This window comes from Streptomyces caniferus (genome assembly GCF_009811555.1).
In the GTDB taxonomy this organism is placed as follows: domain Bacteria; phylum Actinomycetota; class Actinomycetes; order Streptomycetales; family Streptomycetaceae; genus Streptomyces; species Streptomyces caniferus.
On the sequence record NZ_BLIN01000002.1, the window covers coordinates 865287 to 880294 of the forward strand.

Below are 15008 nucleotides of genomic sequence, written 5' to 3' on the forward strand. Positions count from 1 at the left end.
GACCGATACCGATGCCGGTGCCGGTGTCTAGACGTCGATCTTGGACAGCCGGCGGATGAAGAAGAACCCGAGCCCGTAGAGGACGAAGGCCGCCACGACCGCGAGCTGGCCGAGGAAGGAGGCGGTCATCCGGTCGATGGCGCCCGGGGCGATGCGGTTCATCAGCAGCAGGGTGCCGATGCCGAGCAGCGGGACGACGTAGGCGGTGACGACGACCTGGGAGAGCTGGGTGCGGACCTCGCGCCGGGTCTCCTTGCGCTCCTCCAGGGTCTTGGTGAGGTTGCGCAGCGAGCCGACGACCGTGCCGCCGGCGCGGTTGGAGAGCACCAAGGTGGTGACGAGCACGACGAGTTCGCGGGACGGCAGGCGTTCGGCCAGCTCACCGAGTGCCTCGTCGACGGAGTGGCCGACGGAGAGCTTGTCGGAGACCTTGGCCAGTTCCTCGCCGGCCGGGGCCTCCAGCTCCTCGGCCGCCATCCCCAGCGCCGTCCGCAGGGCCAGCCCGGCCTGGGTGGCGTTGGCGAGGATCCGGGAGAGTTCGGGCAGCTGGTTGATGAACCTCTCGATGCGCTTCTGCCGCTGCCAGTTGAGGAAGGCGAACGCCGCCCAGACGGCGACCAGCGCGGCGATCGGGCCGAAGAAGGGGGCGAGGACGGCCTGCGCGATCAGCCACAGCGCGAGCACCGCGCCGAGCATGGCGACGAAGAATTCGCCGGGGGTGACGTCCAGGCCGGTGGCGGCCAGCCGCAGTTCGAGACGGCGGCCGAAGCGGGTGCGACGCAGGGCCCGGTCGACGGAGGGGAAGCGGCGCTGCCGTCCGTCGGCCGGCAGCCTGCGCTCGTCGTCGAGCCGGTCGACGACGGCCTGCCGCTGGGCGCGCCCGGCCGCGTACGTCCGTACGCCGGCGATCGCGAGCACCCCGCACAGCAGGGTGGCCCCGATGGCGAGCAGGGCGAGGTGGTTCCCGCCGGTCATGAGAGGGCCTTCCGGGTGGCGAGTTGGGCGTCGTCGGTGGCGACGCCGAAGGCGGGCGGGGTGGGTTCGCTCGCCATGAAGAGGCGTTCGGCGACCCGGCGCGGCAGCGGGAAGTAGCGGAAGCGCCCGTGCACGATGCGGTCGGCGCCCATCGGCTCGGCGTCGAAACGGCAGACCGTCGCGATCCGGTAGTCCTCGTGGCCGCGCGAGTCGAGGATGGCGACCTCGCTGATCCGGCGGGAGCCGTCGGCGTGCCGGGTGAGCTGGACGATGCAGTCGACGGCGCTGTTGATCTGGTCCCGCAGCGCCTCGAAGGGGATCTTGACGTCCGACATGGAGGCCAGGGTCTGCAGCCGCATCAGGGCGTCCTCGGCGCTGTTGGCGTGGACGGTGGCGAGCGAACCGTCGTGGCCGGTCGACATCGCCTGGAGCATGTCGAGGGTCTCGCCGCCGCGCACCTCGCCGACGATGATGCGGTCGGGGCGCATGCGCAGGGAGTTGCGGACGAGGTCGCGGATGGTGATCCGGCCCTTGCCCTCCACATTGGGCGGCCGCGACTCCAGCCGGATGACATGGCTCTGCTGGAGCTGGAGTTCGGCGGCGTCCTCGACGGTGATGATCCGCTCCCCGTCCGGGATCAGGCCGGACAGCGCGTTGAGGAGCGTGGTCTTGCCCGCACCCGTGGCACCGGAGACCACCACGTTGAACTTGGCCCGCACCAGCCCCGCCAGCAGCAGCAGCGTCTGTTCGTCGAGCGTGCCCATGCCGATGAGTTCGGCGAGGGTGTAGGCGCGCGGGAAGCGGCGGATGGTGAGGGTGGCGCCGTTCAGGGCGAGCGGCGGGATGATGACGTTGACGCGCTCGCCGGACGGCAGCCGGGCGTCGACCATCGGATTGGACTCGTCGACCCGCCGGTTGACGGTGGAGACGATCCGCTCGATGGTCTGCATCAGCTGCTCGTGCGAGGCGAAGCGGACGGGCAGCAGCTCGACCCGGCCGGCCCTCTCGACGTACACCTGGTCCGGTCCGTTGACCATGATCTCGGTGATCGAGGCGTCCTCCAGCAGCGGCTCCAGCACCCCGAGGCCGAGTGCCTCGTCCACCACCCGGCGGATGAGCTGGGCGCGTTCGGCGGTGGAGAGGACCGGTCCCTCACGGCTGATGATGTGGCCCAGGACGCGTTCCAGCCGCCCGCGGCGCTCGGCGGCGGCCAGCGAGGACATCTCGGCGAGGTCGATCTCTTCGAGCAGTTTGGCGCGGTAGACAGCGACCATATTGCTGTCCTGGCGCGCCTCGCCGGCCGGCTCGGGTGCGACGATCCGGGCTTTCAGGCTCATCGCGGGGGTGCTCCTTCGTACGTGACCCGGGCGGGCCCGAGGCCCAGGGCGCCGGGTTCCTGCGGGCGGGGCATGGTGGCGCTGCGGCGAGCGGTGCCGAAGTCGGCCACGCCGGGGATGATCGAGGGGATGGTGATCCGCACCGTCGCGCGGACCGAACCGCCGCCGTCGCCGCCCACCGTGATGCCCGCGTCGACCCAGTCGCTCATCGCGGCCCGGCCGGCGGCCTCCGGGTCGGGCGGGTGGTCGGCGGCGTCCATCGAGGCGGTGCGGGCGGCGGCGCGCGCTCCCGTACCGGCCTGCTGGACGACGAACGCCGCCAGCCCGAGCTGGACCACGGCCAGCCCGACGATCAGCAGGAGGGGCAGGAAGCCGAGGAACTCGATGGACACCGTGCCCCGGTCGCGGCCGTGCCCGCGGAGCCGGGCGGGCAGCCGGAGCCGGGCGCGGCCGCGGAGCCGGGAGGCCAGCCGGCCCCGGGCGGGCGGACGGACGCCGCTCACCGGAGGTCCTCCTTCGCGGCGCCGGCCGAGCCCTTCGCCCGCCACGGGAAGCTGCCCGCGCCGGGGAAGAGCACCGGGACGTCGAGGGCGACCCGCGCCTTCCACACCCCTGCTTCGGGGCGGCAGGAAACGGTGGCGCCGCCCCGCCAGGAGCTGGGCAGTTGCTTCTCGGCGGCGGCCTGGCAGGCGCCCTCGCCGCCGCCCTCCGTCGCGGTGCCGGCGCGTGCGCCCCGGTCGGCGGAGTGGGCGGCGAGCGTGTAGGCGTAGCCGACCAGCACCAGCTGCCAGAGCAGCGCGAGGACCAGCAGGATCAGCGGGAGCAGCCCCATGAACTCCACGGCGACCTGCCCCCGGTCGTTGCCGCCCAGTGGGCGCCGCACCGCTCAGCCCTCCTCGTACGGACCGGCCGGATCGAACGGGCCCGAGCCGCCGGCCGCCGCCGCGGAGCCACGCCGCGCACCGAACCGCAGGCCGGACCCCGACCCGGACCCGGAGGCCGGCCCCGGTGCCGTCCCCGAACCGGGAGCCGCCCCCGGCGTTATGGCCTTGCGCCTGCGCCCCGTCAGCGTCGGGCGCGCCCGGTGGCTGCCCCGGCCCTCCCGCCGCACGGCCGGTGACTCGACCAGGCCGAGCTCGCCCGCCAGCGCCCACAGCGCCTGCCGGACCGTCGACCGGCCGTCGAGGTCCTGCATCCGGCCCGCGTCGACACAGGGCTGGAGCTCCTTGAAGGCAGCCGGCACATGGGTCCTGGCGACCTGGGTGCCGGTGGCCTTGGCCACCAGCGGCGGCTGGATCTCGGTGTTACGGGTGAGGCGGTTGACCACGGTCGTGGTGTCCTCCGCCTGACGGATCTGCAGCCGGTCCCACAGCCGCACCTGCCGCTTGGCGGCCCGTACGGCCACCACGTCCGGCGTGGTCACCAGCAGGGCCACATCGGCGAGTTCGACGGCCGCGGCGTTGGCGGACTGCATCTGGGAGCCGCAGTCGACCAGCACCACTTCGTAGCGGGCCCGCAGTGCGCCGATGACCTGGCGGGCCGCCCGGTCGTCGACCTCCTCGCCGCGCTCCCCCTCCTCGGGCGCCAGCAGCAGCCCGAGACCCGTGTGGTGGTCGTGCACCGCGTCCTGGAGCACCCGTACGGAGATGTCCGCGATGCCCGCCAGGTCGGCGATCGAGCGGCGGAACTGGACGTCCAGATAGGAGGCCACATCGCCGGACTGCAGATCCAGGTCCACCAGCGCGACGCTGCGGCCCGCGGCCCGTGCGGCCAGGGCCAGTTGCACGGCGGTGACGGTGGTGCCGACCCCGCCCTTGGCGCCGGTCACGGTCACCAGGGTGCCGGCCGGCCCGGGAGCCGCCTCCGGGCTGCCCCCCAGATGCACCCGTACGCCCGCCGACCACTGGGCGGCGGCCTGCACCCGGGCGGCCAACTCGTCGTAGCCGAGCGGCAGTCCGACGATGCCGCGGGCGCCGGCGTCCATCGCGGCGGAGAACAGCGCGGGCCCGGCGTCCGTGGTGATCAGCACGACGCCGACGGCGGGGAAGCGCAGCGCCACCTCGCGGATCAGCTCCAGCGCCGGTGTCGGACCGATGCGCTCATGGACGAGCACGACCTCGGGGAGCGCCTCGACGGCGGACGGACCGGCCGCGGGCGGGGCGCCTCCGGGAGCCGCGCCGGCCCCCTGGGCGGCGGCGCCGGCCAGGGCGTCGAGCAGCGCGGCGGAGTCCGCGACGGCGGGTGCGGGATCGGCGTCCGGCAACTGGTTGAGCAGCGAGGACACCGCTCGCGCCGCGTCCTGGTCGCCGATCGCCGGGAGGATACGGATGGTCACCTGAGCCTCCGGGTCACTTGTCGCCGTCGAGGGTGTACGTGCGCTGGCCGGGCGGGACGGTGGCCTCGCTGCCGGGGGCGAGCAGGGCGAGCCGTACGTGCGAGGCGAAGGACTCGGCGTACGCGACCCGTTGGGCGTCCTGGGTGTTCAGCGCGAAGGTGATCGGGACGGCGTCACCACCCGGCCGGCCCGCGGTGGTGTCCCCGGGGTCCTTGGCCTCCAGCGGCGTCAGCTTGCCGACGTCGATCACCTGGGCGCCGGAGACGATGACCTTGGAGACCGGCTTGTCCTCGGGGCGCTTGCCCTCGAAGGTGGCGTAGATGTTCACCCGGGCGCCGGGGTTGATCTTGCCGGCCACGCCGGTGGCCGCGTCGATCATGATGGCGATCTCCTGCTGTCCGGCCTTCAGCGCGGGCCGCTCGACGATCATGTCGTCCTGCAACAGCGACCCCTTCTTCAACGGGGTCACCGCGATCCGGCCGCTGACCTTGTCCAGATCGGTCACGGCGGTGGGCGGCAGCCACCGCTGGGGCATCTTCACCTTCTCGAACTGCCCGGGATCCAGCGCTTTATAGGCCGCGACATCCGTCTTCAGCCGGTACGCCGTCTTTTCGGGACCGACCTTGGACTCGACGTTCTTGATCACCGACAGTACGCCGACGAACGCGCCGACCGCACAGAGAACCGACAGGAGCAGCAGGATCACTCCGCGGCGCTGGCGTGAGTTCATGGGGGAGGGACCTCGATCGGGACGGGGAGAGGGGACGGGCGGACGGGCGTTTGACCGGCGGTCGCCGGACGGTGGCGGCCGAGGGGTCGGCCGGAGGGGCGGGGCACGGACGGCCCGGGTGGGCTCAGCGCACGCGGGCCACCGTCCGCGGGGTGCCGGGGGCCTCCGGCCGACCGGACAGGTCCGGGTGCGCGGGGTGCTCCGGGCGGCCGGCGAAGTCGGGGTGGCCGGGCAGGTCCCAGTGGCCGGGGGCACGGGGGCCGTCGGACGCGTAGGGGTTCCCCGGTACCGGGCGCCCGGACCCGTACGGGTTCCCCGGCACTCCCCCGCAGGCCGCCGCGAGATCCGGCCCGCGGACGTCCCACTGCGTCGGCTCCTCGGGCCCGCCACCACGTACGTCCGCCACGTCTGCCGCGTCCGGCACACCGAGCACACCGGCCACACCGGGAGGCGTCACCGGCGAGAGGCCGCGCTCGCCCCACGGCGAGGGAGGCGGCCCGGCCGACGGCGCCGAGGGAGCGGCGGGCTCTCCCGGCACTCCGGAGACGGGAGCCGGGGCGGAAGCGGAACCTGGACCGGGAGCGGCACCGGAGGACAGTCCGGGCATCGCCGGGTGCGGCTGCGCGCCCGACGGGCCGCCCGTCGTCGGGTGCGGGGAGGCAGCGGGAGCAGCGGCGGAAAGCGCCTGCGCCGGGGCAGCGTCCGGCCCCGGCCGGTGTTCCGGGCCCGCTATGGCCGCCGGCCCCTGGCCCGAGCCGCCACCCCCCGCCGCCCGTTCCCTCGCCAGCGGCGCCCCGCAGAACGCACAGCGGTCGCCGAGGAGTTCCAGACCGCACCAGCCGCACTCCTCGCGCCGCACCGAGGCCACCAACTGGCGCAGGATGGACACGTCCGGTATGGCCGCCGCGAATTCGATCAGCTTCTGGGTCCCCCACCACCGGGCGGACTCGTCGGGCAGCCGGGCCTCGAACACCCCCTGCACCCGCCAGGCCGGGGCGAGCGTCCCGGTCACCCACTCGGAGGTGAGCTGGCCGCGGGCGACCGCGAGCTGGGTGGCGAACCCGGGCGCGGGCAGCCCGGCCCCGGTGCTGTGCCGGTCCAGATGCAGCAACTGCGGCTCGGGATGGGCCAGTACCGCGAAGTGCGCACCGGGCAGCCAGGACTTCACATGGGACCGCAGGTCGACCTCGATCCGGTCCAGGCCGCTGACGCTGCCCAGCAGGGCGCCGGCGTGAAGGTAATGGCTCAGCAGCCGGGCGGCGCTGGCCAGCACGCCGGGACTGAAGTCGCACAGCGACAACTGCCGTAGCTGCCGGGCGAGTAGCGCCACGCCCAGCGGCGGCAGCGACAGCGGGACGATGGCGATCCGGTCGCTCTCCAGGACGGCGCGCAGGGTGTGCAGCCGGCGGACGTGTTCCGGCGGGCAGGCCGAGGAGTACAGCACGATGAGGTGGCCGTGGTGCTCCAGGACGGCGCTGGTCTCCGTCAGGGCGTCGTCCAGCGGCTGGAGATGCGGGGCCCGCAGGACGACGGCGGCCGGGGTCTGCCGGTCGGTCGCGGGCAGCGCGAGGTCCGGGCTGGTGACGGCAATCGCGGTCGGCACGTCGCTCCCCCACTCCCTCCGGCCGCCGGGGGCCCCGGGACCGCGGATCGGCACAGCTCTGCGCCAGAGGCGCCATACGCTCAGCACTTTATCCACAGAGATACGTCCCAGAGAACACGTTCTGGGCTACTCGTCATGACCATCACCCCGTAGGGAAATGGCGGATACCGGCCCAGCGGCGCTCGCCGGAACGTCCCCTTCCGGCACATCCCTTGACAGGACGAAGGGTCCGCACCGCGTGATTCGGCGCACGCGGGGGCCCTGGGAAGCTCGCGTCCACGCCGCTCCCGTCCCGCACACCGCCGGGCCCGGACACCGCCAGGTCCCGTGCACCCGGTGCACGGGACCTGGCGTCGCGCTGCGCGTCATATCACCTTGCGCTGCATGTCACCTCGCGCGTCACCTCACCCGCGGCCGGCCGCCGGCTTCGGCAGCGCGCACCCGGCCGCGCTCAGGTCCAGCTTGTTGCCGACACCGAAGCACTTCGGTATCCCGTAGGTCTCCTCCGCGTAGTTGATGCCCTGGTGCACCGTGACGTTGCCGTTCTCGTCGACCTCGCACGGGTTGTTGACGGTGCACTTCTCGCCGTCCTCGTTACCCGTGTTGTTGATGGCCGCGACCTTGCCGGTGGCGGTGTCGATCACCGGAGATCCGGACGTACCGCCGATCGTCTTGCACTGCGGGGTGTAGCGGACCGAGTCCTTCCAGCTCCAGTCGCCCTCCTTGAGGGTGGGCACGAAGCCGTCGATGTTGCAGGAGTAGATCTTCTTCCAGTAGCCGGAGACGACGCTGATCGCCGCGCCCTTGGCCGGGTGGTCGGTGGCCAGCTCCAGTGGCTTGATCCCGTACTTCTGCTCGATCTGGGCGTAGGTCGACGAGGTCTCGTACAGCGAGACGTCGGTGTCGGTCATGGTGGCGTACGCGATCTTGGTGGCCCGGATCGTGCCCGCCCGGCCGGCCGACTTGTTGAGCAGGGTGAAGCTGCGGCTGGACCGCTGGTCGACGACGACCTCGCCGGGACCCGGCATACCGCTTTCCAGACAGTGGCCGTTGGACATCACCAGGGCCGGGTCGTTCGGCTGCGAGGTGGGCATCCGGACGACCGAGCCGGAGCAGTTGCTCAGCGCGACGGTGCCGGCGAAGTCCACCGCCTTGGTCTTCTGCGTACGGTGCTGCGCCCCGTCCTGCGGCGCCGCGTGGGCCGTTCCGACGGTGCCCACCAGGGCTGCGGCTCCCAGCACGGCCGAGGCCAGGGCGCCGACGAGAGGTCTGTTCATGTGGGGGTCCTCTCAGCTTCTGTCACCGAAGCCCCTTGAGGTGGCTTCGGCTTTGTCGTGCGCATTGTTGGCGCCACCGCCGTAGGTGGCAATCAATTCGCCGAAACTGATGGGCAGTTGCCGGACAGGCGTCGCCGGAACACCCGTCGAGGACACCCCCGCATCTGGCCGTGGAACGCCTTGACCCGGCCATGCCAACGCGCCACTCTGACGCCGTCGCTTCGCCTCACACCCCACAGGAGACCGCATGCGACCACGTCTCCGCGGCGGACGCACCACCGTCCTCGCCGCGCTCCTCTCCCTCGCGCTCGCCGCCCCGATCGCGGCCGCCCAGGCACAGGCCGCCCCCTCCGACGAACCCGCCGCCGGCACCACGGCGCACTCCGAACTCCCCCATCAGTACGAGGTGTCCGGCCCCGCCACCGCCGCACAGCGCACCGCCCTCACCGCGACCGGCGCCACCATCGACGAGGTCCACGCCCGGAAGGTCGTCATCACGGCGAACCGCGCCCAGGCCCGCGCCGCCCGCCGACTCGGCCACACCCTCCGCAGGTTGCCCGACCCGCCGGCCACCGGGCCCGCGTCACCCACCGGCACCCGCGTCAAGGACTTCCCCTCCGGCTACACGAAGTACCACACCTACGACGAGGCCACGAAGGAGATCGACGCCCTCGTCGCCAAGTACCCGGCCCTCCTGAGCAAGCAGGTCATCGGCACCTCCCACGAGGGCCGCGCCCTCCTCGCCCTCAAGCTCAGCAAGAACGTCACCAAGGACGAGGCGGAGCCCGAGGTCCTCTTCACCGCCCACCAGCACGCCCGGGAACACCTCACGGTCGAGATGGCCCTGTACCTCCTGAACGAGTTCACCTCCAAGTACGGGACCGACCCGCGCATCACCAAGATGCTCGACTCCCGCGAGATCTGGGTCGTCCCGGACCTCAACCCGGACGGCGGCGCCTACGACATCGCCTCCGGCTCGTTCCGCAGCTGGCGCAAGAACCGTCAGCCCAACGCCGGTTCGAGCAGCGTCGGCACCGACCTCAACCGCAACTGGGACTTCAAGTGGGGCTGCTGCGGCGGCTCCTCGTCGAGCCCCTCCTCCGAGACGTACCGCGGCCCGTCCCCCGCCTCCGCCCCCGAGGTCCAGGTCATCACGAAGTTCGTCCGCAGCCGGATCGTCGGCGGCAAGCAGCAGATCAAGGCCGCCATCGACTTCCACACCTACAGCGAACTGGTCCTGTGGCCCTTCGGCTTCACCGACGACGACACCGGCCCCGGCATGACCCGGGACGACCACGACGCCTTCGCCGCCATCGGCAAGGACATGGCCGCCACCAACGGCTACACCCCCGAACAGTCCAGCGACCTGTACATCACCGACGGCTCGATCGACGACTGGCTGTGGGGCGACCAGAAGGTGTTCGCCTACACCTTCGAGATGTACCCGTCGTCCTTCGGCTCCGGCGGCTTCTACCCGCGCGACACCGTCATCCCGAAGGAGACCTCCCGTAACCGCGAAGCGGTGCTCCGGCTGCTGGAGATCGCCGACTGTCCTTACCGCGCGATCGGGAAGGAAGGGCAGTACTGCAAGGGCAGTTGACCCGGCCACTGCCGGAACGAGCGGCGGGCCGCGCCGCAGCGGCGCGGCCCGCCGCACCCCGCGCGGGTACGGGCACGTACGCCTAGAGCAGGTGGTCGGCCTTGCCGGCCTTTATCTCGCGGATGAGCGTGCGGAGAGCTTCACGGGTGTCGGTCACGTAGGCGTCCTCGGCGCCCGCTACGGCGATGTAGGCGTTGCCTTCCTCGTCCGTACCGAGACGAAAACACGCCGAGCCTTCGGCGCAGAACGGCTCTTCCCAGCGAATATCTCGCATGACGACCTTCCTAGAGCAAGTGATCCGCCTTGCCGGCCTTTATCTCGCGGATGAGCGTGCGAAGGGCGTCGCGGGTGTCGGTCACGTAGGCGTCCTCGGCACCCGCCACCGCGATATAAGCGTTGCCCTGACCGTCGGTACCTATGCGAAAGCAGTTGTTACCTTCCGCGCAGAAGGGGTCTTCCCAAGAGATCTGAGCCATGTGGCCCTCCTCAGAGCTGACGGACGATGTGGTGGATAAAGTCCCGCGATTCGCGCACGCCGAGCGTACGGGCGTGCATCCAGTCCATGTGCTCCCGGTACTTGGCGAGCTGAGCATCGGCATGGGTGAATTCGGGACCGTGAGCCGAGTCCAACTGGACGGTGTCCAGTGGCGGCACATCGCCTTCGGCGTACAGAACGGCATGCCCGGCGCCCGGGAATGCGCCCGCCTCAACGGGAAGCACACGCACCTCGACGTTCACCAGCTCGGACACCTCACAAAGATGCTGGAGTTGTTCTCGGGTCACAGCGCGCCCACCGAACTGCATGCGCAGGGCGGACTCATGAACGTATGCGACATAGTTGACGGGGTTGTCGCGTTCCAGAATCTGCTGGCGACGCAGCCGGAAGACCACTCGTAGCTCCACCTCTGACCTGGGCAGAGGTGGCAGCGCGGCGTCGAAGATGGCGCGTGCGTATGCACCCACTTGAAGCGGTCCGGGCAAATGCACGGCCTGTTCGGACCGCAGTCGCCTAGCGTGCCATTCCAGCTCGGCGACATCCAGCAACCCTTGAGGGAGACTCCCCCTGAACTGTTCCCACCATCCGCGACTGCGGGAGTTGGCCAGTTCCGCCAGGGCATCGACGTATCGCTGGTCCGAGCAGTCGTAGTTGCTGGCGAGCATCCGTACGCGTTCAGGTGAAGTGGAGCGGATGCCGGACTCCATATTGGAGACCTTCGTTCGGTCCAAACCAAGCAGACCTGCTGCGTATTCAGTGGTGCGACCTGCCGCGACGCGCATTTTGCGCAGCTCGGCACCCAGGCGCCTCTGGCGCTCTGTGGGCGTGGCCCTGGTGGGCATCGGCGCCCCTCCCTCCCACTCGGTGACGTCAGTCTGCATGACGCACGTGGCACTGATCCAGTTCGCGGGAGGCAATGTGCGAGACGAGGTGGCACATGAGCCACCCGTACCCCTACAGTCAGTAACACAACGCTCACGCTCCACGCAGTCGGAAGCGCATCGCGCGAGCCTGCCCGCATTTCCTCCTACCCTGGGAGGGGCGGGCCCGCGCCAGGGAGACAGGCCACCGGCTGTCGCACATCAACCACCCGTGTTCACAAGGGAGTTGTTATGCCCACAGCCATGTCCGTCTGCCCGCACCCCCTCGATATCCGCACACCCCGCGTGCCGGAGAACCTGGCGTACAGCCTCACTCTTCCCGCTGCGCTCGCCAGCCCGGCCGTCGCGCGGTCCGCCGCCCGGACGATCCTGGAGGCACACGGACTACATGACGTGACCGACGCCGCGACCCAGGTGATCGGTGAACTCGCCGCCTGTGCATGCCTGTTCACGCCGTCCGACAGCGTCTATCTGTCGCTGCGCTATCGCGATGACGCGCTGCGCATCTGCCTCTACGACGGGCACCCGCGCCATACTCACCGCCGTCTCGCAGCGGCCTGTGACGGCAGGCGGCGGTCTCTGCTTCTGCTGCTGGCCTGTGTGATGCACGCCTGTGACGGTGAGTGGGGGTTCGGGGAGTCGTCTGACCCCGGGGACGGAACGCGGTTGTGGGCGGTGCTGCCGCGCGAAGGGGCACGGGCGTACGGGCGCGCGGCGTGATGCCGTTGGGGCGCCCGGTGCCGGGCGCCCCAACGGCGTACGTACGAAGGCGGGAGCCGCCACCAGCGACTACACGACCAGACTCACCAGCGCCGCCACCGCGAACCCGGCCACCGAGAGCACGGACTCCAGCACGGTCCATGACTTGAGCGTGTCGCGCTCCGTGATCCCGAAGTACTTGCTGACCATCCAGAAGCCCCCGTCGTTCACATGCGAAGCGAAGATCGAGCCCGCCGAGATCGCCATGATGATCAGCGCCAGATGGGCCTGTGACATGCCCTGGCCCTCGACGAGGGGGACGACGATGCCGGCCGTGGTGACGATGGCGACGGTGGCCGAGCCCTGGGCGACGCGCAGGACGAGGGAGAGGAGGTAGGCGAGGACGATGACCGGCAGGCCGACGTTGTGGAAGGTGTCGGAGAGGGCGGTGGCCACGCCGCTGCCCTTGAGGACGGCGCCGAAGATCCCGCCGGCGCCGACGACCAGGATGATGTTGCCGACCGGCTTGAGGGACGCGGTGGAGACCCGCTCCAGGGACTTGCGGGACCAGCCGCGGCGGATGCCCAGCAGGTAGTACGACATCAGCAGGGCGAGGGTCAGGGCGACGAAGGGGTGGCCGAAGAACTCGATCACCGAGCGGCCGGTGGAGGGGGCCATGGCGATGGAGGAGAAGGTCGCCAGGAGGATGAGGAGCAGCGGGGTGCCGATGATGGTGAGGACGGTGCCCAGGGAGACCGGCGCCTCGGGCGTCCGCGCACCGGCCGCTGCCTTCTCCGCGGTGACCGCGGCCTTGGCCTCCTCGGCGGCCTCGACCATGTCCTGCGGGACGCCGACGAAGAGGCGCTTGCCGATCCAGGCCGCGTAACCCCAGGCGGCGAGCACCGCGGGGATGCCGCAGAGGATGCCCATGAGGATGATCCAGCCGAGGTCCACCTTGAACAGGCCTGCGGCGGCGACCGGGCCGGGGTGCGGCGGCAGGAACGCGTGGGTCATGGACAGGCCCGCGAGGAGCGGCATGCAGTAGAGCAGGATCGACTTGCCGCTGCGCTTGGCGGCGGCGTAGACGATCGGCGCCAGGACGAAGATGCCGACGTCGAAGAAGACCGGGATGCCGAAGATCAGGCCGGTCAGGCCCATGGCGAGCGGTTCGCGCTGCTCGCCGAAGAGGCGGAGCAGCCGGGAACTCAGCACCTCCGCGCCGCCGGAGACCTCCAGGATCGCGCCGAGCATGGTGCCCAGGCCGATGATGATGGCGACGTGCCCGAGGATGCCGCCCATACCGGTCTCGATCATCGAGACGGCGTCGGATTTCTGCACCGTGCCGAAGAGTTCGGTGACGGAGAGCCCGGCGGCCAGGCCCACCGCTATGGAGACCGTCAGCAGCGCGACGAACGGCTGCAGCCGGACCTTGATGATCAGGACGAGGAGCAGGGCGATGCCCAGGGCGGCGACCGTGAGGAGCCCCGCGGTGCCCGGTATGAGGGCGGGCAGTCCACCCGTATGGGGTGGTGGTGGCGGGGTGGCGGGCGTGGCGGCGAGGAACATGGGGTGACTCCGTTGTCAGGCAGGGGCGGATCCCGGGAGGTCCGGGGAGTCCCCTGGAAGGCATCTCCAGGCAGGGGGGACCGCGGCACGGCGCCCCGTCGGTACGGGGCGCCGTGCCGTGCGGCGAGCGGTGCGCGTGCGGTGGCGCTAACGGCAGGCGGGGCAAGGGGTTCGGTGCCTCAGCTCAGGACCGCGAGGGCGTCGATCTCGATGAGCAGGCCCTTGGGCAGACCGACGTAGACGGTCGTACGGGCCGACGGAGCCTCCTTGAGGCCCTGCTCCTCGAAGTAGGCGTTGTAGATCTCGTTCATCTCGGCGAAGTGGTCCACGTCGGTGAGGTAGACGCGGATCATCATCGCGTCGTCCCAGCTCGCGCCGCCCTCTTCGAGGATGGCCTGGACGTTGGCGAGGGTCTGCAGGGTCTGCTCGCGCAGGGTGGGGCCGGCCGGGGTGGGGGCCTGTCCCTCGACGGCGGGGAGGAAGCCGACCTGGCCCGCGACCTGGAGGATGTTGCCCTTCTTGACGCCGTGGGAGAACTTCGCGGGCGGAGTGGTGTGGGTGGCCGGGGTGAGCGCGATCTTCTCGGTCATGGTGTTCAGGCTTCCTGTACGGGACCAGTGGTTACTGGGGAATTGCGGTTCCGGAGTACTCCCGGCTGATGGTGTCGGCGGTGCGGCGCACCAGCGGGAGCAGGGTGAGGAGTTCCTCGGCGGTGACGACGACGTTCGGCGCGGAGACCGACATGGCGGCGACCAGACGCCCGTCCGCGCCGCGGATGGGCGCCGCGACGCAGTTGATGGACTCCTCGTGGCCACCGAGGTCGGTGGCCCAGCCCTGTTCGCGGACCTTGGCCAGTTCGGCGAGGAACGCCGTGGCGTGGGGTGTCGAACGGGACGTGTAGAGGGGGTAGTCGAGCTTCTCCGCGAGGGCGCGGCGCTCGGGTTCGGGCAGGTCGGCGAGGAGCAGCTTGGCGACCGCGGCGACGGTGAGCGCGACGGGCTTGCCGATCCGGGAGTACATCCGGACCGGATAGCGGCTCTCGACCTTGTCGATGTAGAGGACCTCGTTCTCCTCGTGGACCGCGAGGTGGACGGTGTGACCGCACCTCTCGTTGAGGGCGACGAGGTGGGGGTGGGCGATTTCGCGTACGTCGAGGTTCTCGACGGCCTGCTGGGCGAGGGCGAAGAGCCGGGCGCCGAGGCGGTAGCGCTGGTCGGACTGGCGGTAGACGAGGCCGTGTTCGTGGAGGGTGCGCAGGAGGCGGAGGGCCGTGGACTTGTGGACACCGAGCCGGTCGGCGACCTGTCCCAGGTCGGCGGGCCCCTCGGCGAGCAGCGGCAGGATGCTCAACGCTCGGTCGACGGTCTGGCTCATGCGCGGACCTCGCTGTGCCCGGCTCCGCCTTCGGCCGGCGCGTGCCGCTCCGTGTTCCGCTCGCACTGCTCACTCATGCTCGTGCCTCGCTTCGCTGGGCCCTGACGTTGCCGGGGGCGCACCTCTCGATGGTTC

Annotated in this window: 16 protein-coding genes; 2 read left to right on the forward strand and 14 right to left on the reverse strand. The window is 71.1% G+C overall.

Translation table 11 applies throughout. The annotated features are described in order from the left end of the window. Positions 1–27 precede the first annotated feature (27 nt). The 8 genes from Scani_RS05640 to Scani_RS05670 form a co-directional block, all read right to left on the reverse strand. The gene (locus tag Scani_RS05640; protein WP_159470606.1) at positions 28–975 is read right to left on the reverse strand and encodes a type II secretion system F family protein; all 948 of its coding nucleotides are present in this window, start codon (positions 973–975) and stop codon (positions 28–30) included. Then, positions 972–2312 carry a TadA family conjugal transfer-associated ATPase gene (locus tag Scani_RS05645; protein WP_159470608.1) on the reverse strand — a complete coding sequence of 447 codons (1341 nt, stop codon included), beginning with the start codon at positions 2310–2312 and terminating at the stop codon, positions 972–974. Before Scani_RS05645 ends, Scani_RS05640 begins: the two co-directional genes overlap by 4 nt. After that, a complete protein-coding gene (locus tag Scani_RS05650) occupies positions 2309–2815 on the reverse strand; it encodes a TadE/TadG family type IV pilus assembly protein (protein ID WP_371872310.1) in 507 nt (168 codons plus the stop codon). The genes Scani_RS05645 and Scani_RS05650 overlap by 4 nt, the downstream gene beginning before the upstream one ends. Further along, positions 2812–3195, reverse strand: a complete 384-nt coding sequence (locus tag Scani_RS40630; protein ID WP_246295496.1) for a TadE/TadG family type IV pilus assembly protein — start codon at positions 3193–3195, stop codon at positions 2812–2814. The genes Scani_RS05650 and Scani_RS40630 overlap by 4 nt, the downstream gene beginning before the upstream one ends. 3 nt (positions 3196–3198) lie before the next feature. Continuing rightward, positions 3199–4647 carry a CpaE/TadZ family protein gene (locus tag Scani_RS05655; RefSeq protein ID WP_246295497.1) on the reverse strand — a complete coding sequence of 483 codons (1449 nt, stop codon included), beginning with the start codon at positions 4645–4647 and terminating at the stop codon, positions 3199–3201. 13 nt (positions 4648–4660) lie between these two features. Beyond that, the gene (gene cpaB / locus Scani_RS05660; protein WP_174872621.1) at positions 4661–5377 is read right to left on the reverse strand and encodes a Flp pilus assembly protein CpaB; all 717 of its coding nucleotides are present in this window, start codon (positions 5375–5377) and stop codon (positions 4661–4663) included. Positions 5378–5501: 124 nt separating this feature from the next. Beyond that, on the reverse strand, positions 5502–6980 hold the full coding sequence (locus Scani_RS05665) for a hypothetical protein (protein ID WP_159470610.1): 1479 nt from the start codon (positions 6978–6980) through the stop codon (positions 5502–5504). Positions 6981–7384: 404 nt separating this feature from the next. Beyond that, positions 7385–8257 carry a S1 family peptidase gene (locus tag Scani_RS05670; RefSeq protein WP_159470612.1) on the reverse strand — a complete coding sequence of 291 codons (873 nt, stop codon included), beginning with the start codon at positions 8255–8257 and terminating at the stop codon, positions 7385–7387. Positions 8258–8504: 247 nt separating this feature from the next. Between Scani_RS05670 and Scani_RS05675 the strand changes: the two genes are divergently transcribed. Further along, positions 8505–9857: a M14 family metallopeptidase gene (locus tag Scani_RS05675; RefSeq protein ID WP_159470614.1), complete on the forward strand. Its 1353-nt coding sequence runs from the start codon at positions 8505–8507 to the stop codon at positions 9855–9857. Between the two features lie 82 nt (positions 9858–9939). Here the strand turns inward: Scani_RS05675 and Scani_RS05680 are convergent, their stop codons facing one another. Genes Scani_RS05680 through Scani_RS05690 form a run of 3 tightly spaced genes read right to left on the reverse strand, consistent with a single transcriptional unit; the run spans position 9940 to position 11195 of the window. After that, on the reverse strand, positions 9940–10131 hold the full coding sequence (locus tag Scani_RS05680) for a hypothetical protein (RefSeq protein ID WP_159470616.1): 192 nt from the start codon (positions 10129–10131) through the stop codon (positions 9940–9942). A 10-nt stretch (positions 10132–10141) separates the two neighbouring features. Continuing rightward, positions 10142–10333, reverse strand: a complete 192-nt coding sequence (locus Scani_RS05685; RefSeq protein ID WP_159470618.1) for a hypothetical protein — start codon at positions 10331–10333, stop codon at positions 10142–10144. Between the two features lie 10 nt (positions 10334–10343). Continuing rightward, positions 10344–11195 (reverse strand): helix-turn-helix domain-containing protein, encoded by an 852-nt coding sequence (locus tag Scani_RS05690; protein ID WP_159470620.1) that lies wholly within the window; start codon positions 11193–11195, stop codon positions 10344–10346. Positions 11196–11465: 270 nt separating this feature from the next. Here Scani_RS05690 and Scani_RS05695 point away from each other — a divergent pair, with 270 nt between their 5' ends. After that, positions 11466–11954 (forward strand): ATP-binding protein, encoded by a 489-nt coding sequence (locus Scani_RS05695; protein WP_159470622.1) that lies wholly within the window; start codon positions 11466–11468, stop codon positions 11952–11954. A gap of 69 nt (positions 11955–12023) precedes the next feature. On the opposite strand, the gene Scani_RS05700 is transcribed toward Scani_RS05695, so the two are convergent. The 3 genes from Scani_RS05700 to Scani_RS05710 form a co-directional block, all read right to left on the reverse strand. Further along, positions 12024–13499, reverse strand: coding sequence for a GntP family permease (locus Scani_RS05700; protein WP_159470624.1), 1476 nt, complete (start codon positions 13497–13499; stop codon positions 12024–12026). Between the two features lie 179 nt (positions 13500–13678). Next, a complete protein-coding gene (locus Scani_RS05705) occupies positions 13679–14089 on the reverse strand; it encodes a RidA family protein (RefSeq protein WP_159470626.1) in 411 nt (136 codons plus the stop codon). Between the two features lie 31 nt (positions 14090–14120). Continuing rightward, entirely contained in the window at positions 14121–14873 is a 753-nt protein-coding gene (locus Scani_RS05710; protein ID WP_159470628.1) for an IclR family transcriptional regulator, read from the reverse strand. Positions 14874–15008 lie beyond the last annotated feature (135 nt).